We start from the raw sequence: 26,244 nt of genomic DNA, 5'->3' as shown, positions 1-26,244 counted from the left end.
CATGCATGCGTTGACGGCGCCCGCCACGCAACATCATGAAGATCAGGATTCTGGGTTCGGGCGCGGGCGGCGGCCTGCCGCAGTGGAACTGTAACTGCGCCAATTGCACTCACGCCCGCAGCTATACCGGCGACATCCAGCCGCGCACGCAGTCTTCGATCGCCGTGAGCGGCAACGGTACGGACTGGGTTCTGATCAACGCCTCGCCCGACCTGCTCGCGCAGTTGCGCTCGCATCCCGAGTTGCAGCCTGCACGGTCGGTGCGAGACACCGGCATCGTGGCCGTGATGCTGATCGACGCACAGATCGATCACGTCACGGGCCTTCTGATGCTGCGCGAACGCACGACGCCGCTGCCGCTCTACGCGACGCCGCCCGTCTTCGACGACCTTTCCACAGGCCTGCCGCTCGTGCCGCTCCTCGCGCACTACTGCGGCGTGGACCGTCACGACATCGTGCTCGACGAACCGTTCGAGATTGCCCACGCGGGCGGGCTGCGCTTCACGGCCATCGCCGTGCAAAGCAAGGCGCCGCCCTACTCGCCGCGACGCGAGTCCGGCGTGCCCGGCGACAACATTGCACTCGTGATCGAGAACGTGGCCAGCGGCACGCGCGTGTTCTACGCACCGGGTCTTGCCGGTGCATCGCCGGCGGTGCTGGCCGCGATGAACTCGGCGCAGCTCGTACTCGTGGACGGCACGTTCTGGTCGCAGACCGAAATGATCGACCTGGGTCTCGCCGACAAGCTCGCCATCGACATGGGCCATCTCGCGCAGTGCGGCTACAAGGGCGAACCGGGCATGGTGCAACTGCTCGACGGACTGCCGCGAGCCACGCGCAAGGTGCTCATCCACATCAACAACACCAACCCCATACTCGACCCGCATTCGGCCGAGTACGCGGCGATCCGTGCGCGCGGCATCGAAGTGGCGCGCGACGGCATGCAATTCGAGGTTTGATCATGAACGCAGCCTTGCCCGCTTTTTCGCCAGCCTCCGCGTCGACGTCCACCGCCACGCCGCACGATGCGCCGTGGCCCGCAGAGGAATTCGAGGCGCAGTTGCGCGCGCTCGGTGCGCGCTATCACATCTACCACCCGTTCAACGTGAAGATGAACAGCGGCGGGTGCTCGCCCGAGCAGATCCGCGGCTGGGTGGCGAACCGCTTCTACTACCAGATCAACATTCCGCTCAAGGACGCAGCCATTCTCTCGAACTGTCCGGACCGCGAAACGCGCCGGCTCTGGATCGAGCGGCTGCACGACCACGACGGCTACGGCGAGCACGCAGGCGGCATCGAAGCGTGGGCGCGGCTGGGCGACGCCGTGGGCATCGATCGCAATGAGCTTTGGTCGCTCGAGCACGTGCTGCCCGGCGTGCGTTTCGCCGTGGACGCCTACGTGAATTTCGCGCGTCGCGCGCCCTGGCAGGAGGCCGTGTGCTCGTCGCTCACGGAAATGTTCGCGCCGCAGATTCACCGCGACCGGCTCGCGGGCTGGCCCACGCTTTACCCGTGGATCGAGCAGGACGGTCTGCAGTATTTCCGCAGCCGCATTCCGCTCGCGCAGCGCGACGTGCAACACGGGCTCGCCGTCACGCTCGCGTATTTCACGACGCCGAGGGCCCAGCAACGCGCCATGGAAATTCTCCAGTTCAAGCTCGACATTCTGTGGTCGATGCTCGATGCCATCGAAAAGGCGTACCCCGTATGAACACCGTCGATTCCGATCTCGGCGTGAACCCGCGGCCGTGTCTGCGCCGCATGTTCCGGCTGCAATGGGAGCCCGCGCAGGACGGCTACGTGCTGCTCTACCCCGAAGGCATGGTGAAGCTCAATCCGAGCGCCGGCGCCATTCTTGCGCGCTGCGACGGCACGCGCGAACTCGACGACATCATCGGCGAACTCGAAGAGCTCTTCAGTGCCTCCGACCTCGCGCCGGACGTGCATCGCTTCCTCTGGCACGCACGGCAACGCGGCTGGGTCGATTGAACGCATGAACGACGAGATGCAAGCCTCAGCACCAGCACATGTGACGTTCGATCACGCTCATGGCGGGGCGGCGCCCGCGCCGCGCGAAGCCGCTGCGCCGCCGCTCTGGCTGCTCGCCGAACTGACGTGGCGCTGTCCGCTGCATTGCGCGTTCTGCTACAACCCCGTGGACTTCGCGCGCCACGAGGCCGAACTCGACACGCAGACCTGGCGCAAGGTCATCCGCGAGGCACGCGCGCTGGGTGCCGCGCAGATCGGCTTCTCGGGCGGCGAGCCGCTGCTGCGCGACGACCTCGAAGAACTGGTGGGCTACGCGCGCGGACTCGGCTTCTACACGAACCTCATCACGTCGGGCATCGGCCTGACTGAAGCACGCATCGGCAAGCTCAAGGACGCGGGCCTCGATCACATCCAGCTCTCGTTTCAGGACTCCACGCGCGAACTCAACGACTTCCTCACCAGCACGCGCACGTTCGAACTCAAGCAGCGCGTGGCGCGGCTCATCAAGTCGCACGGCTACCCGATGGTGCTCAACTGCGTGCTGCATCGCTACAACCTGCCGCACGTGGCGCAGATCATCGAGATGGCGCTCGACATGGGCGCCGAGTATCTCGAACTCGCGAACACGCAGTACTACGGCTGGGCGCTCCTGAACCGCACGCAACTCATGCCCACCGCCGAACAGCTGCGCGAAGCGGAAGACGTGGTCAACGCTTACCGTGCGCGCGTGGGCGAGCGCTGCCGCATCCTGTTCGTGGTGCCCGACTACTTCGAGGTGCGCCCCAAGGCGTGCATGAACGGCTGGGGATCGGTGTTTCTCGCCGTATCGCCCGACGGCACGGCGCTGCCGTGTCACGCCGCGCGGTCGCTGCCAGGACTCACGTTTCCGAACGTGCGCGATACGTCGATCAAAGACATCTGGTACGAAAGCACCGGGTTCAACGCGTATCGCGGCGAGCACTGGATGAAGGCACCGTGCCGCGACTGCGACGAGCGCCACACGGATCACGGCGGTTGCCGCTGCCAGGCCTATCAGCTCGCAGGAGACGCCGCTGCCGCCGATCCGGTCTGCTCGAAGTCCGCGCATCACGGCGTGGTGGAGCAGGCGGTGAGGATCGCGCGGCAGCACGCGCAGGCGCATGACACGGCGGTGCAGCCGCTCGTGTTTCGCAGCCGCGAGAATTCATTTAAGGCGGGGTGAGGCCCCGAGTACGGTTCAGTTCTGGCCGGACCGAAGCACTCAACACAGGCCGATAGAAAAATGCCGCACGAAATGCCGTACGTTTTTGCCGGGGCAAACGTGCGGCATTTTCGTTGTCGCGCGTCTTGCGCAGGCAGCACGCAAAAAAATGCGACCGCGCGGCTTCCCCCCTAAACACACGGAGCTTGCCGCGCGGCCGCCAACGGACCTACCTTGCGGTTGGGCCGGAGACCCCTCTCTACTGCAATTGCGTTGATTACTGCGACGCCCCCACCGTGACGGCCGACCCCGCGTTGAGCGGCGTCGCCGACGCCTTCGCGGCGTCCGCAGTGAGCTTCGTCGCGCCGGCTGCGTAGCCGTTCGAGTTCAGCAGGTACGCCATGAGGTCCGCGTAGTCCTGGGGCTTCAGCTTGCCGGGGTTGTCGGCGGGCATGTTGGTGAACATGTAGGTGAACACGCCGCCAATGGTGAGATGCGAGCCCGACGCGGGCGCAAACGCGGGGCCCTTCAACGCAGGCGCGTTGAGGCCTTCGAGGTTCGCGCCGTGGCACTTCGCGCACGCCCCCGCATAAAGCTTCTTGCCGTGCGCGACCTGCGCGCTGACGAACGAAGGCGCACTGGCCGTGCTCGCATCCACCTTGATGAAACTGCCACCCTGCGCGGAAGACGACAATCCCGCAGACAGCAACGCGGCGCCGTAGGCGTTCGGCCCATGCGTCGGTGCCGGACCGTCGCGGTAGGCGAACGCATCGGCCTGCGTATGGGACGTGGCCAACTCGCCAACAGAGGTTGCCGCCACAGCCGTCTTCGGCAGCGCCCATTGCTGCGTCATGGCCGCAAGCCGCCCATCCGCGGACATCGCCGCCAGCGCCGCATCCACGCGCGGCTGCAACGCGGCGCTCTTCGCGCCGAACGCGAACACGAGATGCCAGTCCGCGTACGGCGACGACGTGCCCGCCACGGCGAGCCGCTGCTGCGGATGCGCAAGCCGATACGCCACGAGCGCCGGATACCAGACGATGGCGCGCCCGGCGTGACCCGCCACGACCGCATCGACGGTGGACTCCGAGGTGTTTTCGAGCACGAGCCGCGCGCCCTTCTGCTGGACCGCGATGAGTTGCCCCGGGCTCGCATAGGTGGCGGCAATCACGTTTGCGGTGTTCGCGGACGCAGCCGCGGCGTCGGTGGTCACGCTCACGTAGCCCGAGCGCAGATAGCCGCGCGAGAACTTGAGCTTGCTGTCGGAAGCGTCCGCCGCCGTGGAGCGCGGGAAGCCCGCAATCACGTCGCAGTGCCGCGCAAGCGCCGCGTTGAGTTCCTTGAGCGAGACGCCGTCGTCGTCGGTTGCGCCGAATGCGCCTTCGAGCACGGTGGCCTCGATGTGTGCGGCCTTGAAGGCTTCGCGTGCGACGGCGCGATCGAGCGGCGCCGAGGGGCTGCCGGGAAACGTGCAGACGCGCACGCCGGCGAAGGCATCGGCGGACGAAAGTGCGGTGCCTGCGAGCAGCGCACTCGTGAAAGCCAGCGAAGCCAGGCAATGAAGTCGGGTATTCATGAGAGTACTTTCCGGTAAGCACCGGCGCAGCCGCGCGCACGGCGGACCAAAGCCGCCGCGTCGCACTGCGCCGGGTTAGATCACGCGCCGCCGAGCGCGAAGACGTAGAGCGTGCCGCCGCGCGGTACCTTCTCCGCGGCCTTGGCCATCGGGCCGCCCCAGATCGGGTTGGCACCGCCGTAGCCCGCGAGCACCGCGACGTACTCCTTGCCGCCCGACTCGAACACCGCAGGCTGCGAGACGATGCCGCTCGCGAGTTTCGGGCTCTGCCACAGCACCTTGCCCGTGGCTTCGTCGAACGCGTAGAGGTGGCCGTCCAGCGCGCCGCTGAACGCGATGCCGCTCGCCGTCGTCGCCACGCCGCCGTTCCACGGCAGCTTGCTCCAGTGGCTCCACACCTTCTTGCCGGTGTTCACGTCGATGGCCTGCAACTCGCCGAAGCCCTTGCTGCCCGGCTCAGGCTTGATCTCGAAGCCTTCGCCGAGATACGGCAGCCCTTCCATGAAGTTCACCGACTTGCCCGAGAGCGTCATGCACGCATGCAGCGCGGGCACGATCGCGAGATGGCGCTCAGGGTCGTACGAGAGCGACCACCAGTTCTTGCCGCCCAGGAAGCTCGGACAGGTTTCGATCGTCGTGCCCACCTTCGGGTACTTCGACTGATCCTGCACGGGCGCGCCCTCCGGCGTGTAGCCCGTCACCGAGGTCGCCTTCACGAAGGCCTTCGCGTAGATCAGCTTGCCGGTGCCGCGGTCGATGGCATCGAAGTAGCCGTTGCGGTCCGCGTGGATGATCGCGTCGTAGTCCTTGCCCTCGTACTTGATCTTCGCGAGCACGGGCGTGTTCACGCCGTCGTAGTCCCACGTGTCGTGGCGCGTGTACTGGTAGTGCCACTTGAGGTCGCCGGTCTTCGGGTCGAGCGCGAGCAGCGAGTCGGAGTAGAGGTTGTCGCCGGGACGCAGATCCGCGAGCCACGGCCCCGGATTGCCCACGCCCCAGTAGAGCGTGCGCGAATCGGCGTCGTACGTGCCCGTGAGCCAGGCCGGCGCGCCGCCGTGTTCCTGCATGCCGTCGGGCCACGTGTTGCCGTTCTTCTCGCTCGCGCCGGGTATCGTGAAGCGCTTCCAGAGCACCTTGCCGTCGTCGGGGCTCAGCGCCGCGATGAAGCCGCGCGCGCCGTACTCGCCGCCTGCGCTGCCCACCACGAGCGCGCCGTCGATGGCGAGCGGCGCAAGCGAGAACGCGTAGCCGAGACCCGGCTCGAACATCGACTTCTTCCAGACGAGCGCGCCCGTCTGCGCATCCAGCGCCGCCACTTCGCCGCTCAGCATCGCGACGTAGACGTTCTTGCCGTAGAGCGCCACGCCGCGATTCACGACGTCGCAGCACGCCGTCTTGAACGACTCGGCGCCCAGCTTCGGCTCGTATTTCCAGAGCTGCTTGCCGGTAGTGGCGTCGAACGCGTAGACGTTGTCTTTCGGCGTGGTCACGAACAGATAGTTGCCGTTGACGATGGGCGTTGCTTCGAAGCCCTGTTGCAGTTCGGCGGGAAACTTGTAGGTCCACGCCTGCTTGAGCGTCTTCACGTTGGACGTGTCGATCTGCTTGAGCGGCGAATGCGCGTGACCGTTATAGGTGCGGTAGTAGGTGAGCCAACCGGGATCGTCTTGCGCCGACGCGAGGCGGTCGTAGGTCACGGCCGGATACTCGTCGGCATTCGCGGCCGTGGCGGCAATGGCGGCCAGGCCGAGACTCGCGGCCAGCGCGACGCCCAGGGCGAGCGCCGTGGGCCGCGTAGCCGTTGCTAAACGTGCTTTCATCCTTGTCTCCTGTCGATTTATCGAGGGCGATGCCCGGTTGCGGCGCCATCGTCCGGTGAGCGTCAATGGCAGCGCGCCGCTTTTTGCAAGTCGCATGCCATTGATCTGCCTCAAGCCTTCTTTAGCGATTTGCCTTGCGTGGCAGGGGATGAAGCGCGAAACGTTGGGCGATGCGGAACGCAGGTCGCGCGTTCGAGGTGTTGCAGTCTGGTACAGCCGCACGCCGCGTGTGTTGCCGGAGGGAACAGTCCCTTGAGTCGGGGGCGTTCCTAACGAACGGGATGAAGCGTTGGATCGCGTGCTCAATCGCGTGTTGAACGGCGCCTCGCGTTGCACGCGCCCCACGTGGCCCACGCAAACTCGCAATGGCATGGTTCTCGCTGAACGGGTGCCCAGCGCGAAGCGCACATCAGATCAACGCATCCGTGTTTTCCCGCGCTTCAGTGCGGATTCAGTGCGGAACCTGCCGGACGTGCAGGCACGGATGCCGTCCCATCCATGGAGGAGAGACATCATGAACCACGCGGAAATGCAGTTCCTGACCACCGAATACCCCTACAAGAAGCAGTACGGCAACTTCATCGGCGGCGAATGGGTGAAGCCCGTCGGCGGCGAGTATTTCGACAACGTCTCGCCCATCACCGGCGAGCCGTTCACCTCGATTCCGCGCTCGCGCGCCGAAGACGTCGAACTCGCGCTCGATGCCGCGCACCGCGCCAAGGACGCCTGGGGCAAAGCCTCGCCCGCCGAGCGCGCGAGCGTGCTCAACCGCATCGCCGACCGCATGGAAGCCAACCTGCAGCGCCTCGCCGTGGCCGAAACCATCGACAACGGCAAGCCCCTGCGCGAAACCCTGGCCGCCGACATCCCGCTCGCCATCGACCACTTCCGCTACTTCGCCGGCTGCATCCGCGCCCAGGAAGGCTCCGTGTGCGAGGTCGATCACGACACCGTCGCCTATCACTTCCACGAGCCCCTCGGCGTGGTCGGCCAGATCATTCCGTGGAACTTCCCGATCCTGATGGCCGCCTGGAAGATCGCCCCGGCGCTCGCCGCCGGCAACTGCATCGTGCTCAAGCCCGCCGAGCAGACGCCCGCTTCCATCCTGGTCCTCATGGAACTCATCCAGGACATCCTGCCCAAGGGCACGCTCAACGTCGTGAACGGCTTTGGCCTGGAAGCGGGCAAGCCGCTTGCCACCAGCAAGCGCATCGCGAAGGTCGCCTTCACGGGCGAGACCACCACGGGCCGCCTGATCATGCAGTACGCGAGCGAGAACATCATTCCGGTGACGCTCGAGCTGGGCGGCAAGAGCCCGAACATCTTCTTCGCCGACGTGATGGACCGCGACGACGGCTACTTCGACAAGGCACTGGAAGGCTTCGCGATGTTCGCGCTGAACCAGGGCGAGGTCTGCACGTGCCCGTCGCGCGTGCTGATCGACGAGAAGATCTACGACCGCTTCATGGAACGTGCGCTCAAGCGCGTGGCCGCCGTGCAGCAGGGCCACCCGCTGGACCCGAAGACGATGATCGGCGCGCAGGCCTCGCAGGAGCAGCTGGAAAAGATCCTCTCGTACATCGACCTGGGCCGTCAGGAAGGCGCGCAGTGCCTCACGGGCGGCGAGCGCAACGTGCTCGCGGGCGAACTCTCGAAGGGCTACTACGTGAAGCCCACGGTGTTCCGCGGCCACAACCGCATGCGCATCTTCCAGGAAGAGATCTTCGGGCCGGTGGTGTCCGTCACGACGTTCAAGACCGAGGAAGAAGCGCTGGAGATTGCCAACGACACGCTGTACGGCCTGGGCGCCGGCGTGTGGACGCGCGACGGCACGCGTGCGTACCGCTTCGGCCGCGCGATCCAGGCGGGCCGCGTGTGGACGAACTGCTACCACGCGTATCCGGCGCATGCGGCATTCGGCGGCTACAAGCAGTCGGGTATCGGCCGCGAGACGCACAAGATGATGCTCGACCACTACCAGCAGACCAAGAACCTGCTGGTGAGCTACAGCGAGCAGCCGCTGGGGTTCTTCTGATCGGTGGCTTGATGCGTTGGTGAAAGACGGGCGGCGGGCGGAAGAAACGCACGCCGCACGCCGCGGCTCCATACGTGCAGACGCAGCCCTTCAGCCGCCAAGATCGGGAATAGCCTTCACCACCATCTCGAACAGGTGGTCGAGGTCGCTCTCCGTCTTCATGCCTTCGAATGGGTCGCGATTGGCGCCGAACGCGGCGTCAACCTCGATCCAGTCTTCGCGGGTCAGGAAACGCAGCGCGGCCGGCAGGATCAGTTCTTCTTCGAGGCGGCGGTGTTCCGCGAAGAACCGCGCGTATTCGTAGACGCTGTCGCGCAGTGCCGCGAAGGCCGCCTCGTCCGCGAGTTCGTAGCGCGTGAACACGCGCTCCAGTTCGCGCACCTTCGCTTCGCCTTGCGCGTGCTGGTGCTCCAGTTCCTCGATGATCTCGTCGAGATCCGCCGTGCGCATGCGCAGCCGCGCGAACAGATAGCAGTCTTCCTTCGGGTGATGGATCTGCTCGGGATATTCGCGAATGTAGTAAAGCATCGCGCGGAACACGATGGCGTCGGGCGTTTGCGCGTGGGCATCGACAAGCTCGATGAAACGCTGCATGCCACCGACCACCACGGCGAGCTGCTGGTGTTCCCTGATGATGGCCTGCACGGCCGTATGCATGGCGGACGGCACCATGATGTTTCTCCTCGCGGCAATCGCGGCAATTCGTGGCAATTCGCGGACGACGGACGGCCCGCAGCAAACCGACTGACGTCCTTTAAAAAGTATCGTGCCGCCACGAAAGCCAGCCTTGACCGCAATCAATCCGCACACGGGGCGTTGCACGAGACACTTCCACGCACGCCGATGAGCCGCTCCGTGTCCCTGGCCTGGCGGCACGCCCGTCGTCGGCCAAGGGAAAACCCTATAATTTGCATTTTTCCGGCGGGCGATCGCCATCACGCGGTCTGCAGCGCGGGAGCCCCCGGCACACGGCGCCTCGCGAGTGAGCCGGCAAGCACGGCAAACGCCGGACCACACACGGCGGCGAAGTCCTCGCACAATCGGCATCGCCGGCACCCTCAATCACTATCGGGAACGCGCCTTTCACGGCGCGCACACGACATGAAGCGAATCGGAGCGTTTTTCGTTGCGAGCTGGCTGGCGGCAGCCACGCTCTATCTGGGCCGGCACTCGGTGCCCTTCATGGCACTAAGCGGCGTCATCGTGTTTGCCGGGCTCGATCTGCTGCGCCCTTGAGCGCAGCCGCTTGTCGACGATAGCGGCAGTCCATGCGCGGCGGGTCGCACTGACCCCGCACTGACTCGTTCGATGGCGCAATGGCGCATCGGGTGCTAGCCTGCCTCTGCCACTCCGGCAATCACCACCCCGCACAGGAGAAAGCCATGAAGAAATCGCGCGTGTTTCTCGGGTCGCTGATCGTCACCGGCATGCTGGCTGCGTCGGCCGTCAGCGCGCAACCGCCGCACGACGACCACGGAAGAGGCGATCACGGCAAAGGCGAGCAGGGTCACGGCCGGGGGCATGGCCCCGAGCGCATGCCGCCGGGCCACAGCCCCGAGGGTCCGGGCGCGTCCGCCTACGCGCCGGGCCACTGGCGCAAAGGCGATCGCCTGCCGCCCGAATACCGCGACCGCCAGTACGTCATCGACGACTGGCGCGCCTACCGTCTCGGGCCGCCGCCGCGCGGTTACACGTGGATCGGCGTGGGTGGCGATTACCTGCTGGTGCAGATCTCCTCCGGCATCGTGCTGCGCGTGGGGCCCTAGAGCGCAACGAATCAGGGCCGCGGGTCCCGAGCCCTGATTCGACACGCCCGACCAGTCGACATCCCCTTCTGTTCCCCCACTCCCGCTCACGTCGCCTGCGCGGCACGAGGCGGCCTCGCACGAAGGCGCCTCATCCCTTCCGCTTCGTACCCAACGTATCTGTCGCACGCCGACACGCTCGCGTACGCGACCGCGCCTTCCCGGCCGCCGTGCAGGCAACGCGCCCCTCCCCACCCGACAACGAGAACACCTCGCGCAAGCCGCGCGGATGTGAGCCGTGCATGAGGGGCAGGTAAGCGGGAGATGTCCGCCCCCACGGTCGGCCGCGTTACCAAGGGCGCTTGATCGTGGTCAAGAAACGGCAGGCGGGTGGATTACAGAATCGCTTACACGCTCCCTTCAACCTTCCGCAGGACACCCACCGTGAATGCCGCCACCTCCACCGACACGCCCTTCGCTCTGCCAACCCGCGTACTCATCGCCGTCGACGCGTCGGCCGCCTCCCAGCAGGCGCTTGCCTACGTGCAAAACCTGCTGCGGCCCGAGAACCAGGTCCGCCTCGTAAGCGTGGCGGAGAACCCGCGCACGCTCGTGCCGACCGGCGGATTCGTCGGCAGCACGCTCGACGTGGCACGCGCCGAGTTGCGGCGCGACGCGGCAGACGCGCTGAGCCACGCCAAAGCGCTGCTCGCGCCCAGCAACGCCGCGATCGAAACCGAGGTTATCGACCTCTCGCAGCACGGCGGCAGCGTGGTCGATGCGCTGATGGCCGAAGCGAACGCCTGGCAGGCGGATCTGCTCGTGGTGGGCGCGCGCCAGCATCACGGCGTGATGCGCTGGGTGGAGGGAACGGTGTCCGAGCCGCTTGCGCGACTCGCGCGGTGCCCGATTCTCGTCGTGCCGGAGCGCTTCGAAGTGAAGCCCGGCCAGGTGCCCACACGCCTCTTCTTTGCGCTCGATGCGAGCCACGTGGCATTGCAGGCGCTGCGTTACGGCATGCGCTTCACCACGCGCAACGCTCACGTGCATGCCGTGTACGTGGTGGACCGCGCGGTGCGCCTGAGCGACCTCGTGCCCATCGACATGCTCGAAAACGCGTTCATCGACGAAGGCAAGGCGGTGCTGGCCAATGCGGAGCCCATTCTCAGCAGCGCCACGTCGTCGGCCACCACGGCGCTTCTGAAGACCGAACTCGCCGGCGACGATGTCGCCCACGCCATCGTGCGCGCGGCCGACCACTGGCACGCGGAACTCGTGGTCATGGGCACTCACGGCCGGCGCGGCATGGCGCGCTGGGCGCTCGGCAGCGTGGCGCAGCGTGTGGCGCAGCTCACCAGCGTGCCGCTTCTGCTGGTTCACTCGCAGGAGGCGTGAGGGCTTTGCGGCGGCGTGCGAAGCGTGTCGAACATCGCCCGCATGGCGGCTCACGCAAACCGGCGCTAGAACCGCAGGCGCATCAACGCGCCCTCACCGGGCGCGTCGTCCACCTCGATCCTGCCGCCGTGCGCTTCCATGATCGTCGCCGCGATGGCGAGCCCAAGGCCCGCTCCGCCATTACGGCTGCGGTCGAGCCGATAGAAGCGATCAAAAATTCTCGCGCGCTGATCCGCGGGAATACCAGGCCCGTGGTCGCGCACCGAGCAACAGCGGCCCGGACCGCTCACCACCTCCACCGCCGTTCCTCTCGGCGTGTGCTCCAGCGCGTTCTCGATCACGTTGCGCAGCGCCCGGCCAATGGCTTCCGCGTGGCCGCGAACGGTGGCGCCGCCTGCATCGACAAAGGTGATGGAACGCCCGCGTGCCACAGCAAGCGGCAGCAGATCGGTGGAAACGTCGCGTGCCAGCGCGTTGAGATCGACGCGGTCGTCTGCGGCAATTTCTATCGTGCTCGCCTGCGCCATGTCCAGCATCTGGTCCACGAGCCGCTTCATGCGCTGGGCGTCCCGCGTGAGCTTCGTCTTCGTCTCTCCGTCCGGCAGATTGCCGATGCCGAGCATCAGGATGGCAAGCGGCGTGCGCAACTCGTGCGCCGCGTTACCCGCAAATTCCCGCAGCGTTTGCACTGACCGCTCAAGCCGGTCGAGCATGCGGTTCACCGATCCGACCAGCGCCTGCACCTCCCAGAGTGGCGTGGAAGCCTCGATGCGCGCGGCAATCTGCGCCGGATCGATGCGGTCCACGGCGGCAATGGTTTCGTCGAGCGGCTTGAGCGTGCTTCGCACCACGCTGAAGTTGAAGAGCAGCAGCAAGCCTGAGAGCAGTGCGAGCGGAAGTACGACATGGAAGCGAACCTCGTCGAAGATCACGGGAACGAAGGGCTTGAAGCCACGGCCGGCAATCGCCACGGTGATCCAGTAAGGACGGTCGGCCACGGACACGCGGCGTGTGCCCGTCAGCAGAAAGCGGTCGCCCCACGTCTCGCGCTGCGTCCGGATGACGAGAAACGACATGGGCGGCTCCTGGTCGATGCGCAGATCGCCGTCGTCGTGGCGGGCGATGATCGCGCCGCCCTTCTCGTGAATCACGAAGGCGCGGCGAGTATCGGGCGCGAGCGGCCGCGCGAGATCCTCGGATAGCGCGATGCCGGCACCCGCGCCGCCGGGGGCAATCTCCCGCGCAATGCGGGCCGCCTCGGCCGAGATGAGCAGCTGATCGAGTTCATTGGGGTTGCGCACGTACATCCACACGACGGCGAGCAGCTGGGCCAGCATGAAGGCGCAGCCCACCACGGCGAGCCGGACGGAGATGGTGAAGAAGAGCGTGCGGCGACGGCGCCGCGGCGCGCGCATGCCGCTCCCGTCAGCTATGGGGCTGCGGCTCATCGCTGTCCCCGTCCGAAGCTTGCGCGGCGGTCAACATGTAGCCGATGCCGTGCGCGGTATGCATCACCACCTGTGCGTCCGCGGCGGCGAGGCGGCGCCTCAGGCGCGACACCACCGCTTCGAGCGCGTTCGGCGTGACCTCGGCTTCGAGTGCATAGAGCGAATCTTCGAGCGCCCCTTTGGTCACTACATGCCCCACCCGCCGCATCAATCGTTCGAGCAGATCGAGTTCGCGCGGCGGCACCGGCACGACGCGGCCCGAGACGCGCACCTCCCGGCCCGCCGTATCGAGTTCGAGATTGGCCACGGCAAGCGTGGTGCCGAGGCACGAACCCGGCCGGCGCAGCAGCGCGCGGCACCGCGCCGCGAGTTCGCGCAACTCGAATGGCTTGACGAGATAGTCGTCGCCGCCCGAGTCGAGCCCGATCACGCGGTCGTCCAGACTGCTGCGGGCCGTGATGATGAGCACAGGAACGGTGTGGCCGCCGCGGCGCATGGCCTGCACGAACTCCACGCCGTTGCCGTCCGGCAGGCCGAGATCGAGCAGCACGAGGTCGTAGGTGTTCGACGCGAAGGCGCGCCTTGCGAGATCGAGCGTCGCGCACCCGTCCACCGCGAAGCCTTCCTTCGAAAGCCCATCGGCAATGAGCGAGGCAAGCCTGCCGTTATCTTCGACGAGCAGCAGCCGCATGATCCACATCCGTTCCCGAGGCGGGCCGTTTGCGCCCGGTCACCATGGCGAGCACAAGGTTTTCGCGATGCCGCCGGCTCTCCACCAGCGCCGCCATCACGTGCAGCGCCGCCATGGCGAGCACGGCATCGACGAGCAGCGCGTGCGTGGTCTGCAGCCATTGCTCGCCCCAGAACGCGTCGAGTCCCTGCATCCAGCCCGTGATGCAGACCGCGGCCAGCAGCGCCATCAGCGCGAGCATCATGAGACCGCCCGCCGGGTTGTGACCGACGTAGCGGCGATCACGCCCCGCCGCGGCTCCCGCGAGGTGTGCCAGCGCGGCGCGCGGGCTCGCCACGAAGTCGGCGAACCGCGCGTGCGCGCTGCCGACAAAGCCCCAGACCACGCGCACGAGGAGCGCGCCCGCCACCGCGTAGCCCACGTAACGGTGCGGCGCCTTGCCGGCTTCGAGCAACAGATAGTTCGCGAGCACGCCCGCTACAACCGTCCAGTGAAAAACGCGCACGACGGGGTCCCACACGCGGACGGAACGCGGCTTCGCGTGACGTACGGTAGCGGCGGGCGCGATCAGCGTTTCGCGAGGATGCGGGGGGAGCATGGCTAGTCCACGTTGCTTTGAACAACCGCGCCCGTCACCGGATTGAAGTAGACCTCGGCCTTGCGGCCGTCGCCGGTGCGCCCGTAGATCTCGTAACAACCGGAAGCGGTTTTCTTGAACACCTTGATGTCCTTGTAGCCCATCCGACTGATCTTCTTCTGCATGTCCGCTTCGCTCAGCCACTGCGATTCGGGCTGACGCGTACAGGTAGGACTGGCGACGGCGTGACCCGCGATAGCGCCCAGCACGGCGATAGCGGCGATGCGTCCAATGCGTTTGCAATTCATGTTGCGACTCCTCTTGCTTGAGATGACGAGCGCAAGACACGCTCATTGCCAAGGTTAGAGACGCCTTCTGACCGAGTCCTGACGGGCCTGCGTCAATGCTCGCCGTGCCGCGCAAACGGTTGTTCCAACGCGCGGCAGACGTCAGGACATTGTCAATGCCGCACGACAACATGGTCGCTGTCGCCACGGTCGGCGACGTCCCCGAAAAGGAATGCTGATCATGAAACTCTTCACGCAACTGGTTCCCGTGGCCGCGCTGGCGGCGCTTTCGTTCGCCGCAGCGCCCGCGCTCGCCGAGGGCCAGCTGAAAGACCAGACGAAGCAGAACCTCGAGGCCGCCATGCACGGCGAGGCCTACGCGCACCTGAAGTACCTCGCCTACGCCGAGCATGCCCGCAAGAGCGGCCACCCGGAACTCGCGAAGCTCTTCGACGAAAGCGCGAACGTAGAGGCCAACGAGCACTTCGCACGCGAAGCGGAAGCGCTGAACCTCGCGAAGTCCGACGAAGCCAATCTGGCCGACGGCATGGCCGGCGAGCACTACGAGAACACGAAGATGTACGTCAAATACGCGGAGCAGGCCGACGCGGCCGGCGACAAGAAGGTGGCGGCCATGTTCCGCCAGATTGCCGCCGACGAAGGCGATCACTACACCGCGTACAAGACGGCCGCCGAAAAGCTGCGGGCCGGCAGCAAGTAACGCGGGCACGTCACCCACGCACATCGCGGACGCACACGCCCGAGGCCGGGCATGCAGCCCGCGTGCGTTCGAACGCGGCATCGGCGGCGGCATCGCGTTGGCGTGCGCGAGGCGGCCACCGGGCCGCTTCGCCTGCTCCATTACCCGTTTTCCGCCAGCGCATGAAACAGTTCGTCTTCCTGAGCGCAATGCAGCCGCACGATGGCGTCGAGCGCGTAGAGAAGACGCTGGAATTCGCGCAGGCTCGCGGCGTCCGGCCCTTCGGGCGGCACGTGCGCCGTCATCTGTCTGAGCATGCGTGCAAGGCGAAAGATCTCGCGATGCGTGCCGCTCATCGCGGCCATGGGGTCGTCGCCACCCATGAGTTGCGCGAGGCCGGGATAAAGCTCGATGTCGTCGTGCTGCTCGTGCGGCACGAGCTGCTGCGCAAGCGATTCGTTCATGCGCGTGAGCGCACCGGCAACGGACTGCGGCGGCATGCGCGGCAGTTCGTCCGCGAGCGCTCTGATCTGCTCCATCACCGGTCCCAGTTCGGCATGGTCGGCTTTCAGGCGATCCGCGTCGTCGCGCGGGAGACTGCCCGGCGCGGTGCCGGGGCGTATGCGCAAGGCGCGCAGCGCATTGAGGATCACGGCGACGTCGATGACTTCCTGAAGCAGCGCGCCCGCCAGGGGCGGCAGGTAGCCGGCCGCGGCCACGGCCATCGCCGCGAACGAGAGCGTCATGCCTGCCACCACGCTTTCCATAGCGATACGCCGTGTGCGGCGTGCCACGCGCAATGCGTCGACGAGGCGGTCCAGCCGGTCCACCAGCAGCACGACGTCGGCCGCCTCGGACGACGCCGCCGCGCCGCGCGCGCCCATCGCCACGCCCACGTCGGCGGCAGCGAGCGCCGGGGCATCGTTCACGCCGTCGCCCACCATGACCACCGTGTCGTCGCGACGTGCAGCCTGAATGGCGGCGAGCTTGTCCGCGGGTGTCTGCTCGGGCATCACCTCGGTCACGCCCAGCATGGCGCCCACGGTTTCGGCCACGTCGCGCCGGTCGCCCGTCAGCATGACGAGCCGGCGAATACCTTCCTGCCGCAAGAGACGCAGCGCACGCGGCGTCTCCAGCCGGATCTGGTCGGCCAGTTGCACGGCGCCGATCATCACGCCGTCCACGGCCACGAATACGGCAGACGCGCCCTCATAGGCCACGCGCTGCAGGAACGCCGTACACCACGGCTGGGGCGCGGCGACCTCCGACACATGAGCGAACGACCCGATCGCCACCGCGCGGCCGTCCACCTCGCCCGTCACGCCGGCCCCTGCACGCTCCACCACGTGCGAGGGCACCGCGAGCGCGAGATGGCGCTCGCGCGCGGCCATCGTCACCGCCTCGGATATCACGTGCGCGGACGCCTGGCCGAGCGACGCCGCGAACCGCAGCACAGCGTCGGGCGCGGTGCCCGGCGCGCTTTCCACGGCCACGAGCCGCGCGTGCCCGCCGGTGAGCGTGCCCGTCTTGTCGAAGAAGAGCGCGCCTGCCTGCGCAAGCCGCTCCAGCGCGCCGCCGCCTTTCACGAGCACGCCGCGCTTCGCGCACCGCGACATGCCCGAGACGATGGCCACGGGCACCGCGAGAATCAGCGGGCACGGCGTGGCCACCACGAGCACCGCGAGCACGCGCGTGAGGTCGCCCACGGCGAGCCAGCTCGCGCCGGCAAAGAACAGCGCAGCGAGCATGAAGAGCACGGCGTAGCGGTCCGCGAGCCGTTCGGCGGGACTGCGCGCCTCGCGCGCGAACTGCACCATGCGCACGATGCCGGCGAACGTGCTGTCGCCCGCACTCGCGGCCGCCACCATCTCGAACGCCGGACCCACGTTCAACACGCCGCTTTGCACCGCTTCGCCCGGCCGGCGCGGCTGGATGGCGGCCTCGCCCGTGAGCGTGGATTCGTCGAGTTCCGCGGGGTCGGTGAGGCTGCCGTCCACCGGCACGAATTCGCCGGTGCGCACGAGCAGGCGGTCGCCGGCCTGCACGTCGTCCAGTTCCACGCGGCGCCACTCGCCCGCTTCGAACCGGTTGGCGTGGCGCGGCGCGTGCGCGAGCAGTGCCGTCATTTCGCGCTGGGCGCGTGCGTGGGCATAGTGTTCGAGTGCCCGGCCGCTTGCGAGCATCAAGGCGATCACGGCCGCGGTGAGCGATTCGCCCAGCGCGAGCGCAAAGCCGATGGCCACCAGCGCCAGCACGTCGACGCCGGCTTCGTGCCGGCGCAGCGCGCGCACGATGGACACCGCGAGCACGAGCAGCACCGGCACAGCCCCGAGCGTCCAGAGCGCATGCGCCACGGCGGTTCGTCCGAATGCCGCGAAGCCGAGGCCTGCCGTGAGACTCAGGGCCGAGGCGAGCAGCGGAACGAACGTGATCCACGGCATTCGATCGAGGAAAGACAGCCAGCGTGGCATGGCACAAGTATGGGAATGGGCAGCGACGGGATACGGGGTGCTGTTCACGAGTGTATGGAGCGGTATCGCGGGTCCGTTGACTCGCGTCAAACCTTGTCGGATGAAAGCGGTCGCGCCGCGTTCTTTGCCGGCTTGACGTGCGTCAACCGCAGCGGCATCCGCCGCCGCAGAATGGAATGCTGCAAACCGCTGCAAGCGTATCGGCCGGGAGGTCCATCGTGGCGACGCTGTCCACACTGTTCGTCGTGGTACTGCTCATCAACCTCATGCCGGCATTCGCGCCGCCCACCTGGATGGCGATGTCGTGGGTCGGCTTCAATGTGCCGGACGGCAGTCCGTTCGTGTTCGCCCTGGTCGCCGCGAGCGCCGCCACCATCGGCCGGTTGATTCTGGCCACGTTCGCACGCTCGCTCGTGCGCGGCAAACTGATGCGCGACGCCGACCGCGAGAACATCGACGTGGTCACCGCGTGGCTCGCCAAGCATCAGAAGACCACCGTGAGCGCGTTCTTCGTCTACGCGTTGAGCCCTTTTCCGTCGAACTATCTCTTCATTGCCTATGGGCTTTCGGGGTTGCCGCTGCGTTTTATCGGCGCGGCGTTCTTCGCGGGGCGCGTGGCGAGCTACGCGCTCTGGGCGCAGCTGGGCCGCCTTGCTTCCTCGTACATCGACCCCGAGGCGCAGCTGGAAGACGGCTACCTCAGCGGCTATTTCATCGTGACGCAACTCGCGCTGCTCGGGCTCATCTATACACTCACGAAACTCGACTGGAAAATGCTGGTCGAGCAGCGCAGGCTCGCGTGGCGGCGGCCGGCAAAACAACCCAAGGGTGTGAAAAGCAGTCGCCATGCGCAGCGTTGAAGGGCACACGGCCTTCGCTGTGTCCGCAGCCCTGTCGCCCCGCCTGAAGCCTTTCCTTTGACGAACGAAGCAACGACATGAAGACCGAAGAACTCTTTGACGACACCGAGAACAACGAACACACGCCTGCCGAACGCGCCGCCGCGGCGTCGCGCAGCACGTGGGTCAGCGTGGTGGTCAACCTCGCCTTGACCCTGGGCCAGGTGCTCGCCGGTCTGCTTTCGGGCTCGCAGGGTCTGGTGGCGGACGGCATTCATTCGCTATCCGATCTGATTGCCGACTTCGTGGTGCTCTTCGCGAGCCATCACAGCAAGAAGGGCGCGGACGAAGCGCATCCGTACGGCCACCAACGCTTCGAAACGGGCGCGTCGCTGGCGCTGGGCGCGCTGCTCGCCGCGGTGGGCGTGGGCATGCTGTGGTCGGCGGTGCACAAGCTCGAAGATCCTGCGTCCGTGCAGCGCGTGCATGTCATCGCGCTCTGGGTTGCCGGTGGCGCACTCGCGGCAAAGGAACTGCTGTTCCGCTACATGCTGGCCGTGGCCAAACGCGTGAAGTCGAGCATGCTGGTGGCCAACGCGTGGCACGCGCGCTCTGATGCGGCGTCGTCGCTGGTGGTGGGCGTGGGCATTATCGGCAACCTGGCGGGCTACCCGATACTCGACCCGATCGCGGCGCTCGTCGTGGGCCTGCTCGTGCTCAAGATGGGCTGGCAGTTCGGCTGGGAAGCACTTCACGATCTGATGGACCGTGCCGCCGACGACCACGAGGTGGACGCCATTCGCGAGACGCTCGTGAGTTCACCCGGCGTGATCGGCGTTCATGACCTGCGCACGCGCAAGATGGGCGACATGGTCGTGGTGGACGTCCACATCGAGGTGGCGGGCGCGATCTCCGTGGAAGCGGGGCACGACATTGCCGTGGAAGCGCGGCGCCGCGTGCTGTCGCGCCACCGCGTGCTCAACGTGATGACGCACGTCGATCCGCGCAGGGCGACGGCGCCTGATGCATCCGCCGTGGTGGCGGCGGAGCGGTGAAGCAGGTGTTGAAGCGCGTGTTGAAGCGGAAGCGTTGAAGCAGGGAAAGCGTTGAAGCGGGCGTCGTTGAAACAACCGTCGACGCCCGCGTGGCCCGGCCTGCGTGGCCCGGCCCGCGTGGCCCGGCCCGCGTGGCGCCGTCAGAACTGCTGATCGTAGGTCACGCGCACTTTCGTCGCGTCGATGCTGTCCTTGCGCTTGATCGACAGATCGATGCGATAGCGCCCTTGCCACGGCATGTCGAAGTAGTTGCCGTAGGTGACCGTGTCGTTGACCTTCAACGGCTGCAGCGCCTTGACCTGCACCTTGGGGCCAGACTTCGGACCTGGGCGCGTCACCTTCGCCGTCACCGCGGCATCGTCGATGCGCGCGCCACTGGCCTTGTCGTACAACGCGACCACGAGGTGATAGCTGCCCCGCGCCGGCGCCGAAACGGCCTCTGTCGGCGCGCTGGCGCTGCCTTCCACGGCCTGGGCGCGCTCGGCCGGCACGATGCCGAAGTGGATCGTCATACCGTTCTTCGTGACGCTGCGGTCCAACTGGGCCGCATGGGCGGAAACCGACGCGGCCATGAACAGTGCGACCGCGGGAATCATCAGGAATCGAAACTTTTGCATGGTGCCTCCATCGATGCGTCGCGACGCGAAGCCCCTTGCTTCGTAGCGACCTCGTCGCCCACAGCGGCACGCTGCAATGGCAGGTGCCGGCGCTGAGCGACGCACAGGTTCCATGCTGTCGCGGCAAGACGGCTGCGGGCTTGACACATGTCAACGGCGCTCGACAGCGGTCAGCGGCGTACCGAATCTCCGGAACGGGCGCGCGGCAACGACACCGTCACGCGCAACCCGCCCAGCGCCGCGGAGCGCCCCACCTCGACCTGCGCGCCGTGCACGGCGGCAACACGCCGCACGATAGACCAGCCGAGCCCGCTGCCGCTCGGCGCGGCGCCTTCTTCCTCCGAGAAGCCACCGCGAAAGAACCGCTCGCCCAGGCGCTCGAGTTGTTCGTCGGCAAGCCCCGGGCCGCTGTCTTCCACACCCAGCACCACGCGCTCGCCACGCCTGCGCACCCACACGGCAATGTGCGCAAGCGCGGGGCTGTAGCGCACCGCGTTGTCCACGAGATTACGAATCAGCGACGCGAGCAGCACCTCGTTGCCCTCGACGGCGCAGGCATCGCTCGCCTCCAGTTCGAGTTGCTGGCGCTTGCCGAGCGCCTGCGGCGCAATGTCGGCCACCACTTGCTGCGCGAGCGCGGGGAGCGCGACCTCGGCGGTATCCATCGGCGCGCCGGCTTCAAGGCGCGAGAGCAACAGCAATTGATCGACGAGGTGAGCCGCGCGGTCGCAGCCCTCCAGCAAGCGGCCCAGTGCATGCCGGCGCAACTCGAGGTTGGCTTCGGCCATCGCCACCTGGGCCTGCGCCTTGATCGCCGCGATGGGCGTGCGCAGTTCGTGCGCGGCGTCGGCGGTGAAGCGCCGCTCGGCGTCCAGCACGACGCGAATGCGATCGAAGAGGCGGTTCAGCGCATCGAGCAGCGGCACCATTTCGAGCGGCGCATGCTGCATGCGCACGGCGTCGAGCGCGCGCGGATCGCGCCGCGCGAGCGTGCTGCCCAACTCCCGCAGCGGCTTCGCGCCGCGCCGCACAGCCCACCACGTGGCGAGCAGCAGCACGGGCAACGCCAGCGCCATCGGCCAGAAGGCGCCGCGCATCACGGCCAGCAGAATCGCCCGGCGCGAATCCACCTGCTCGCCCACGTAGACCTCGACGTCGTGCTGCGCGCCGCGCGCGGCAAACACGCGCCAGGTCTTGCCGTCGATGCGCACGGTGGAAAAGCCCGCCGCATGCGAGCGGCCGGCGCTCATCATCGGCTCGGTGGGCGCGTTCGCGGAGCGCAGCCCGAGCCGCCCCTCGTGGAACACCTGGAACGCCACCTTGGGCGCATAGGGATGCAGCGTGGGCGCGTCCATGGCGTCTTCGTCGTCGTCCACGGCGCGGGTCTCCTGCATGACGAGCAACGCCGCGGCCTGGGCGAGATGGCTGTCGAGCAGTTCGTCGATCTCGTGCCGCGCATCGTGCCAGGTGAAGGCAGCGGCCACCAGCCACACGGCGAGCAGCACGCCGGCAACGAGCAGGAGCAGCTGGCCCTGGAGCGAGCGCGGCCGGGTCATGCCGGCCCCGCGGGTTCGCGCAGCAGCACGTAGCCCACGCCGCGCACGGTGCGGATCAGGTCGCTGCCCAGCTTGCTTCTCAAGCGATGCACGTGCACCTCCACGGCGTTGCTCTCCACTTCCTGGCCCCAGCTGTAGAGATGCTGCTCGATCTGCTCGCGCGAAAGCACGCGCCCCGCGTTGAGCATGAGCACGTGCAGCAGGTCGAACTCGCGGGTGGCGAGCGCCACCGGCACACCCGCGCGATACACCGTGCGCGAGGCGGGCTCCAGCACGATGTCCTGCGCTTCGAGCCGCTCGCCGGGCCGGCCGTGCGCGCGGCGCACGAGCGCATGCAGACGGGCCGCCAGTTCGTGCAGATCGACGGGCTTCACCACGTAGTCGTCCGCGCCGGCATTGAGTCCGCGGATGCGATCCGGCACGGCATCGCGCGCGGTCAGAACAAGAATTGGCAGCTCCACGCCCGCATCGCGCGCCACACGCAGCACTTCCAGGCCATCCATGCGCGGCAGGCCGAGGTCGAGCACCGCCGCCGCATACGGATGCGCGCGCAGCTCGCGCTGCGCCGCGTCGCCGTCGCGGACCCAGTCCACCTGGAAACCCTGCTGGCGCAAGCCGGCGCGAATGCCGTCGCCCAGCAGGGGATCGTCTTCTATCAGCAGGATTCGCACGTCCAACAGGGCCCTTTCGTGTTTCTCGTGTTTCTCGTGTTTCTCGTGTTTCTCGTGTTTCTCGTGAGTCGCGGGATGCTCACGAATCAATCGCTGTCGTGATCGCTATCGTTTCCCTGGCCCGACCGATGCGCGGCGCCCGCCGCAGGCGCCGTCAACGATGCGCCTGCCCGCGGCGCCGCCTGCCATTGCGAGCCCCACCACGCGAGCACGGCGACGATCAGGAGCGCAGCCACGCCCCATCGCGCGCTGCGAATGCCGTCGCGCACGCGCCCGGACTTGTATCCCGTCACCATCGAACGAACCAGGTTCTCGCGGTGCAAGACACTGCTCACGAGGACCGCCGCCACGTGAATGGCCACCAGCGCGAGCATCGCGTTGGCCGCGCCCTCGTGCAGTTCCGCGAAGGCTTCGCCGCCCACGTCGTTGTAGGCGGCCCAGCCCGTGGCGCCGATCGCGAGCGTCAGCAGCAGCATGACCACGATCGCGACAGCGCCCGCAGGGTTGTGCCCGACATGCGGCTCCGGGTGCCGCTTCACCAGACTCGCGAGATACCGCACCACCGCGCCCGGCGCCCGCACGAACGAGGCAAACCGCGCGTAGCGCGTGCCGGCGAGCCCCCAGATCAGCCGGAATGCGACGAGGCCCACCATCGTGTAGCCGAGCGTGACGTGCACGAGGCGCCACCGTTCGCTTTCCGCCGTGAGCCAGGCGAGCGCGAACGAGACCACCATCAGCCAGTGGAAGACGCGCACGGGCGCGTCCCAGACCAGAATGCGGACGGTGCCGGCAGGACGCCCGCTCGCAGAAGTGCCGTCGGCCGGCGACATGGACTCATTTTCCATACGGGATGCGGATGTATCGTTCATCGAAATTCCCCTGATCTGCACGCCGATGACACGCGGCGCAGTTGGACGGGCTCTTCACCGCGGCAAGCCGCCACACCGAGGGCGACACTTCGTCGTGCGCGGCGGCGAACCAGCGGCTGCGGGTGATGCGGTCCTCGGGCGGCGCCTTCGCCGCCGTGCCGCCCTGCGCGGCATGCGCCACGAGCCAGCCTTCGATCTGCTTGACGGAGGCCGCGTCGAGCGACGCATTGGTGCCGAAGTGATGCTCGAGGTTGCCGAGAATGTGCTGCCACGACTGCGCGGGCAGCATGCCGGGCGGATAGGCGATATGGCATGCCGCGCATTCCTGCTGGTACTTGGGCAGGGGCGCCACGGCGCTCGCGTAGGGTTCGTCGTCTGCGAAAGCAAAGCCGGCGAGCGCCGTCATGGCGACGGCGGCCAGCGCACGAGCGACGGCAGGACGCGCAGTACGCGCTGCAAGCGGGAATGGAAAATCCATGTGCCTGTCTCCTCGATTGGACCGGTATACGGTTGGCCGGCCGGTCAGGGTTTGATCGATATCAACCAGCTCAGCACATCGGCCTTTTCGGCGGCGGTGCATTCGCGGCCCACGACGTCGCCGCAATTCCGGCGAAACCACTTCTCGACTTTCGCGGTATCGGTGAAGCGCGCGGGATTGAAGGCCGGTGCCAGCGGCGCGATAGTCTTGCCGGTGGCCGCATGCTGGCCGTTGCCGGTGGGCATGGCGCCGTGGCAGCTGGCACAGGCCCATTCGTGCCCGTGCCGGCTCGTGAAGAACTGCTGGCCGCGCGCGGGCACCGGCGCCGTGCCGGCTTGCGCGGCGTAGCTACTGAGGATTTGTGCCGGGGTCTCGGCATGCGCCTGCGGGGCCAGTGTGGCGGCGGCGAGCGTGGCGATGGCGGTGATGGCCGCTATTGCCGTTGCGTTTGCGATGCCCGTGCGGACACGCAGCGCGTGCATCACGCGAGATGGGCGAGGACTTCCGGAGGTCGGCATCGTGGGTTCTCCCAGTGGATGCCTCCCATGTTCGGCAGGGTTCCTTACCGCTTTCTTAACGGTGGAGTGCGGTGGACTGCGGCCCTACGAGGCCGGGACCTTTCGCCGGATCGGAACGAACCCGACTTGCAGGCCGAAAAGCTTCGCAATGCTATTGAGCGATTCGACGGTCGGGTTGCCGGTGCCGCGCTCGATGTCCTGAATCACCCGACGGCTCACGCCCCGGTGCGCGGCGAATTCTTCCTGCGTGAGACCCGTCATCTCGCGCATCGTTTTCATGGTCTCGGCAATGCTCATATCGCCGCGCTCGATGCTTTCGTAGAACGCGCGACGCAGCGCGTTCTGCTCGTCACGGGTCGGCGGGTTACGGCGCGGCATGGGGAGACTCCGGCGGTTGAAGCGCTTTGAGTTGCCGGACCTGCGCGTCGATGGACGGCGTCAGGAATTCGACGATGTCGTGATCGACGCCGTGCTTTTCCATGATGCCGGCGAGGCGCTCGAGCTGCGCGCCGAATCGGCTCATTGCGCGGGCGAGTGCGCGGCGCTCATCGTCAGGTAGAGACAGCGCGGCAAGAACGTCGCCCCATTCCCCCAGTTCGACCTGGGTGTCCGGGTGATACCACCGCAGCGTGCGGGCCACGCCTTCGGGGTCCAGGTACATCGGTGCGAAGTCGAACAACGGCGTGAGCCTGACCGTACCGTCGACGAGTTGTACCGCCGTATTGCGTGCGTGATTGTCGGTGTTGCGCATGGCGAGATTCAGCACGTCGCGCTTGAGGAATTCGAGCGTCTCGGCCGCGGGATCGGTCACGACACGGCGAATGCCGGCGACAACCTCGAACAGACTCGGGCGCCGATCAAAGCCGGACAACCCCAGAATGGACGCGACGCTTTCCTGATGAAGACGCACGACGCTCCCGTTGCGGGCGATCCGGTCAAAGCGCGGAATCAGCAGCACGTCGCCATGCAGCGTCGGCAAATCCGCGTGCGTTCGAATACCGAGTGCGGCGGCCACCCGCATATACGCCGCCTCGTTGCGCAGGACCTTTTCGTCGGCGGCCGTCTTGCCACGCGGCAATTTCGCAATGAGGTGCTGCGTGGCATCGGCATCGGGCAGTACGGCATCGCCGTGCAGCAGACCCGCCCGGTCGCGCGTCAGCAGATATTTCGGCGCGGCGCCCTGCACACCCGTGGTGCCCGTGCCCAACATGCCGTGCAGGCGCATCCGTTCCGCGAATTCGGCGCTGCGGGCCATGACGTCGTCCATGGTGAGGCCCGGCAGGCCGCGCGAGGCCGGATGCCGCGCGACGTGCGTCTCGAAGTAGCGGACCGCCTCGGCAACCCGAATGCGGCCCACCGGATTGAACGCGCCCGTGCAGATGAGCGGGAAATCTGCGTCGGGGCCATCCGCGAGTTCCAGTTCGCCCAGCAGGAACCGACGACCGGCGCCCTGCGGGACCAGATCGTAGAGGAAGGCGGGCATGGTGCGGGCGGCGCGAATATCCATGTCCACCGGCTCGGCCAGAGACAACGAGGCATCCGTATGCTCGACGGCATACATGACCTGGTAATTCCATTGGCAAAGTCGGCCGTCGAGTTCGATCTGGGCGCAATCCACCCAGCGGTCGTCGAGGAATATCTGTAGGGTGCAATCCATCAAGCGGCTCCGTTGTGCTTCATAAATGTAGCACAACTGCTCCATCTACCCCCTATACGCCTCTTATGCG

At 67.1% G+C, this 26,244-nt stretch carries 27 protein-coding genes; 11 read left to right on the top strand and 16 right to left on the bottom strand.

Annotated features, from left to right (window positions below; translation table 11 throughout):
• Positions 1-35 precede the first annotated feature (35 nt).
• Genes pqqB through pqqE form a run of 4 tightly spaced genes read left to right on the top strand, consistent with a single transcriptional unit; the run spans position 36 to position 3,190 of the window.
• Entirely contained in the window at positions 36-959 is a 924-nt protein-coding gene (pqqB, locus tag P2869_RS03080) for a pyrroloquinoline quinone biosynthesis protein PqqB (RefSeq protein WP_277597432.1), read from the top strand.
• Positions 956-1,711 (top strand): pyrroloquinoline-quinone synthase PqqC, encoded by a 756-nt coding sequence (pqqC, locus tag P2869_RS03075; protein ID WP_277597431.1) that lies wholly within the window; start codon positions 956-958, stop codon positions 1,709-1,711. The genes pqqB and pqqC overlap by 4 nt, the downstream gene beginning before the upstream one ends.
• Complete coding sequence (gene pqqD / locus P2869_RS03070; protein ID WP_017772992.1) at positions 1,708-1,989, top strand: pyrroloquinoline quinone biosynthesis peptide chaperone PqqD; 282 nt, start codon at positions 1,708-1,710, stop codon at positions 1,987-1,989. The genes pqqC and pqqD overlap by 4 nt, the downstream gene beginning before the upstream one ends.
• Positions 1,990-2,005: 16 nt before the next feature.
• Positions 2,006-3,190 carry a pyrroloquinoline quinone biosynthesis protein PqqE gene (gene pqqE, locus P2869_RS03065; protein ID WP_277597430.1) on the top strand — a complete coding sequence of 395 codons (1,185 nt, stop codon included), beginning with the start codon at positions 2,006-2,008 and terminating at the stop codon, positions 3,188-3,190.
• A 256-nt stretch (positions 3,191-3,446) separates the two neighbouring features.
• Here the strand turns inward: pqqE and P2869_RS03060 are convergent, their stop codons facing one another.
• Positions 3,447-4,745 carry a c-type cytochrome gene (locus P2869_RS03060; protein WP_277597429.1) on the bottom strand — a complete coding sequence of 433 codons (1,299 nt, stop codon included), beginning with the start codon at positions 4,743-4,745 and terminating at the stop codon, positions 3,447-3,449.
• 80 nt (positions 4,746-4,825) lie between these two features.
• The gene (locus P2869_RS03055) at positions 4,826-6,565 is read right to left on the bottom strand and encodes a methanol/ethanol family PQQ-dependent dehydrogenase (RefSeq protein WP_199545063.1); all 1,740 of its coding nucleotides are present in this window, start codon (positions 6,563-6,565) and stop codon (positions 4,826-4,828) included.
• A 514-nt stretch (positions 6,566-7,079) separates the two neighbouring features.
• Here P2869_RS03055 and adh point away from each other — a divergent pair.
• Complete coding sequence (gene adh / locus P2869_RS03050; RefSeq protein WP_017772343.1) at positions 7,080-8,600, top strand: aldehyde dehydrogenase; 1,521 nt, start codon at positions 7,080-7,082, stop codon at positions 8,598-8,600.
• Between the two features lie 90 nt (positions 8,601-8,690).
• Here adh and P2869_RS03045 read toward each other — a convergent pair whose 3' ends face one another.
• The gene (locus P2869_RS03045; protein WP_277597428.1) at positions 8,691-9,272 is read right to left on the bottom strand and encodes a hemerythrin domain-containing protein; all 582 of its coding nucleotides are present in this window, start codon (positions 9,270-9,272) and stop codon (positions 8,691-8,693) included.
• A gap of 429 nt (positions 9,273-9,701) precedes the next feature.
• On the opposite strand from P2869_RS03045, the gene P2869_RS03040 reads away from it, so the two are divergent.
• The 3 genes from P2869_RS03040 (at position 9,702) to P2869_RS03030 (ending at position 11,740) form a co-directional block, all read left to right on the top strand.
• Positions 9,702-9,836 carry a hypothetical protein gene (locus P2869_RS03040; RefSeq protein ID WP_017772987.1) on the top strand — a complete coding sequence of 45 codons (135 nt, stop codon included), beginning with the start codon at positions 9,702-9,704 and terminating at the stop codon, positions 9,834-9,836.
• Positions 9,837-9,982: 146 nt separating this feature from the next.
• Positions 9,983-10,366 carry an RcnB family protein gene (locus P2869_RS03035; RefSeq protein ID WP_017772986.1) on the top strand — a complete coding sequence of 128 codons (384 nt, stop codon included), beginning with the start codon at positions 9,983-9,985 and terminating at the stop codon, positions 10,364-10,366.
• Positions 10,367-10,789: 423 nt separating this feature from the next.
• A complete protein-coding gene (locus P2869_RS03030) occupies positions 10,790-11,740 on the top strand; it encodes a universal stress protein (protein WP_277597427.1) in 951 nt (316 codons plus the stop codon).
• A gap of 65 nt (positions 11,741-11,805) precedes the next feature.
• Here the strand turns inward: P2869_RS03030 and P2869_RS03025 are convergent, their stop codons facing one another.
• Genes P2869_RS03025 through P2869_RS03010 form a run of 4 tightly spaced genes read right to left on the bottom strand, consistent with a single transcriptional unit; the run spans position 11,806 to position 14,764 of the window.
• Entirely contained in the window at positions 11,806-13,188 is a 1,383-nt protein-coding gene (locus P2869_RS03025) for an ATP-binding protein (RefSeq protein ID WP_233425645.1), read from the bottom strand.
• Positions 13,166-13,879, bottom strand: coding sequence for a response regulator transcription factor (locus P2869_RS03020; RefSeq protein WP_017772983.1), 714 nt, complete (start codon positions 13,877-13,879; stop codon positions 13,166-13,168). Before P2869_RS03020 ends, P2869_RS03025 begins: the two co-directional genes overlap by 23 nt.
• Complete coding sequence (locus tag P2869_RS03015) at positions 13,854-14,477, bottom strand: cytochrome b/b6 domain-containing protein (RefSeq protein WP_277597426.1); 624 nt, start codon at positions 14,475-14,477, stop codon at positions 13,854-13,856. The genes P2869_RS03020 and P2869_RS03015 overlap by 26 nt, the downstream gene beginning before the upstream one ends.
• Positions 14,478-14,479: 2 nt before the next feature.
• On the bottom strand, positions 14,480-14,764 hold the full coding sequence (locus tag P2869_RS03010) for a PepSY domain-containing protein (RefSeq protein WP_277597425.1): 285 nt from the start codon (positions 14,762-14,764) through the stop codon (positions 14,480-14,482).
• 220 nt (positions 14,765-14,984) lie between these two features.
• On the opposite strand from P2869_RS03010, the gene P2869_RS03005 reads away from it, so the two are divergent.
• Positions 14,985-15,464, top strand: coding sequence for a rubrerythrin family protein (locus tag P2869_RS03005; RefSeq protein WP_126876870.1), 480 nt, complete (start codon positions 14,985-14,987; stop codon positions 15,462-15,464).
• Positions 15,465-15,604: 140 nt separating this feature from the next.
• Here the strand turns inward: P2869_RS03005 and P2869_RS03000 are convergent, their stop codons facing one another.
• Positions 15,605-17,884: a heavy metal translocating P-type ATPase gene (locus P2869_RS03000; RefSeq protein ID WP_277597424.1), complete on the bottom strand. Its 2,280-nt coding sequence runs from the start codon at positions 17,882-17,884 to the stop codon at positions 15,605-15,607.
• Between the two features lie 248 nt (positions 17,885-18,132).
• Here P2869_RS03000 and P2869_RS02995 point away from each other — a divergent pair, with 248 nt between their 5' ends.
• On the top strand, positions 18,133-18,774 hold the full coding sequence (locus P2869_RS02995) for a hypothetical protein (protein WP_199541581.1): 642 nt from the start codon (positions 18,133-18,135) through the stop codon (positions 18,772-18,774).
• A gap of 77 nt (positions 18,775-18,851) precedes the next feature.
• The gene (locus tag P2869_RS02990; protein WP_042299679.1) at positions 18,852-19,808 is read left to right on the top strand and encodes a cation diffusion facilitator family transporter; all 957 of its coding nucleotides are present in this window, start codon (positions 18,852-18,854) and stop codon (positions 19,806-19,808) included.
• A gap of 140 nt (positions 19,809-19,948) precedes the next feature.
• Here the strand turns inward: P2869_RS02990 and P2869_RS02985 are convergent, their stop codons facing one another.
• From P2869_RS02985 to P2869_RS02950, 8 genes are all read right to left on the bottom strand, one after another.
• Positions 19,949-20,425 carry a hypothetical protein gene (locus tag P2869_RS02985; protein ID WP_017772976.1) on the bottom strand — a complete coding sequence of 159 codons (477 nt, stop codon included), beginning with the start codon at positions 20,423-20,425 and terminating at the stop codon, positions 19,949-19,951.
• Between the two features lie 170 nt (positions 20,426-20,595).
• Positions 20,596-21,981: an ATP-binding protein gene (locus P2869_RS02980; RefSeq protein WP_277597423.1), complete on the bottom strand. Its 1,386-nt coding sequence runs from the start codon at positions 21,979-21,981 to the stop codon at positions 20,596-20,598.
• Entirely contained in the window at positions 21,978-22,652 is a 675-nt protein-coding gene (locus P2869_RS02975; RefSeq protein ID WP_277598044.1) for a response regulator, read from the bottom strand. Before P2869_RS02975 ends, P2869_RS02980 begins: the two co-directional genes overlap by 4 nt.
• 86 nt (positions 22,653-22,738) lie before the next feature.
• The gene (locus tag P2869_RS02970; protein ID WP_277597422.1) at positions 22,739-23,482 is read right to left on the bottom strand and encodes a cytochrome b/b6 domain-containing protein; all 744 of its coding nucleotides are present in this window, start codon (positions 23,480-23,482) and stop codon (positions 22,739-22,741) included.
• A 4-nt stretch (positions 23,483-23,486) separates the two neighbouring features.
• On the bottom strand, positions 23,487-23,999 hold the full coding sequence (locus P2869_RS02965) for a diheme cytochrome c (protein WP_199541584.1): 513 nt from the start codon (positions 23,997-23,999) through the stop codon (positions 23,487-23,489).
• A gap of 44 nt (positions 24,000-24,043) precedes the next feature.
• The gene (locus P2869_RS02960) at positions 24,044-24,481 is read right to left on the bottom strand and encodes a DUF1924 domain-containing protein (RefSeq protein ID WP_277598043.1); all 438 of its coding nucleotides are present in this window, start codon (positions 24,479-24,481) and stop codon (positions 24,044-24,046) included.
• 120 nt (positions 24,482-24,601) lie between these two features.
• Positions 24,602-24,895 carry a helix-turn-helix transcriptional regulator gene (locus P2869_RS02955; protein WP_017772969.1) on the bottom strand — a complete coding sequence of 98 codons (294 nt, stop codon included), beginning with the start codon at positions 24,893-24,895 and terminating at the stop codon, positions 24,602-24,604.
• The gene (locus tag P2869_RS02950; protein ID WP_240658889.1) at positions 24,882-26,219 is read right to left on the bottom strand and encodes a HipA domain-containing protein; all 1,338 of its coding nucleotides are present in this window, start codon (positions 26,217-26,219) and stop codon (positions 24,882-24,884) included. The genes P2869_RS02955 and P2869_RS02950 overlap by 14 nt, the downstream gene beginning before the upstream one ends.
• Positions 26,220-26,244: the final 25 nt, after the last annotated feature.

This window comes from Paraburkholderia sp. SUR17, assembly GCF_029536165.1.
Taxonomy (GTDB): Bacteria; Pseudomonadota; Gammaproteobacteria; order Burkholderiales; family Burkholderiaceae; genus Paraburkholderia; species Paraburkholderia kururiensis.
The sequence above is the reverse complement of the archived record's forward strand: the minus strand, read 5'-3'. Positions and strand labels throughout refer to the sequence as shown.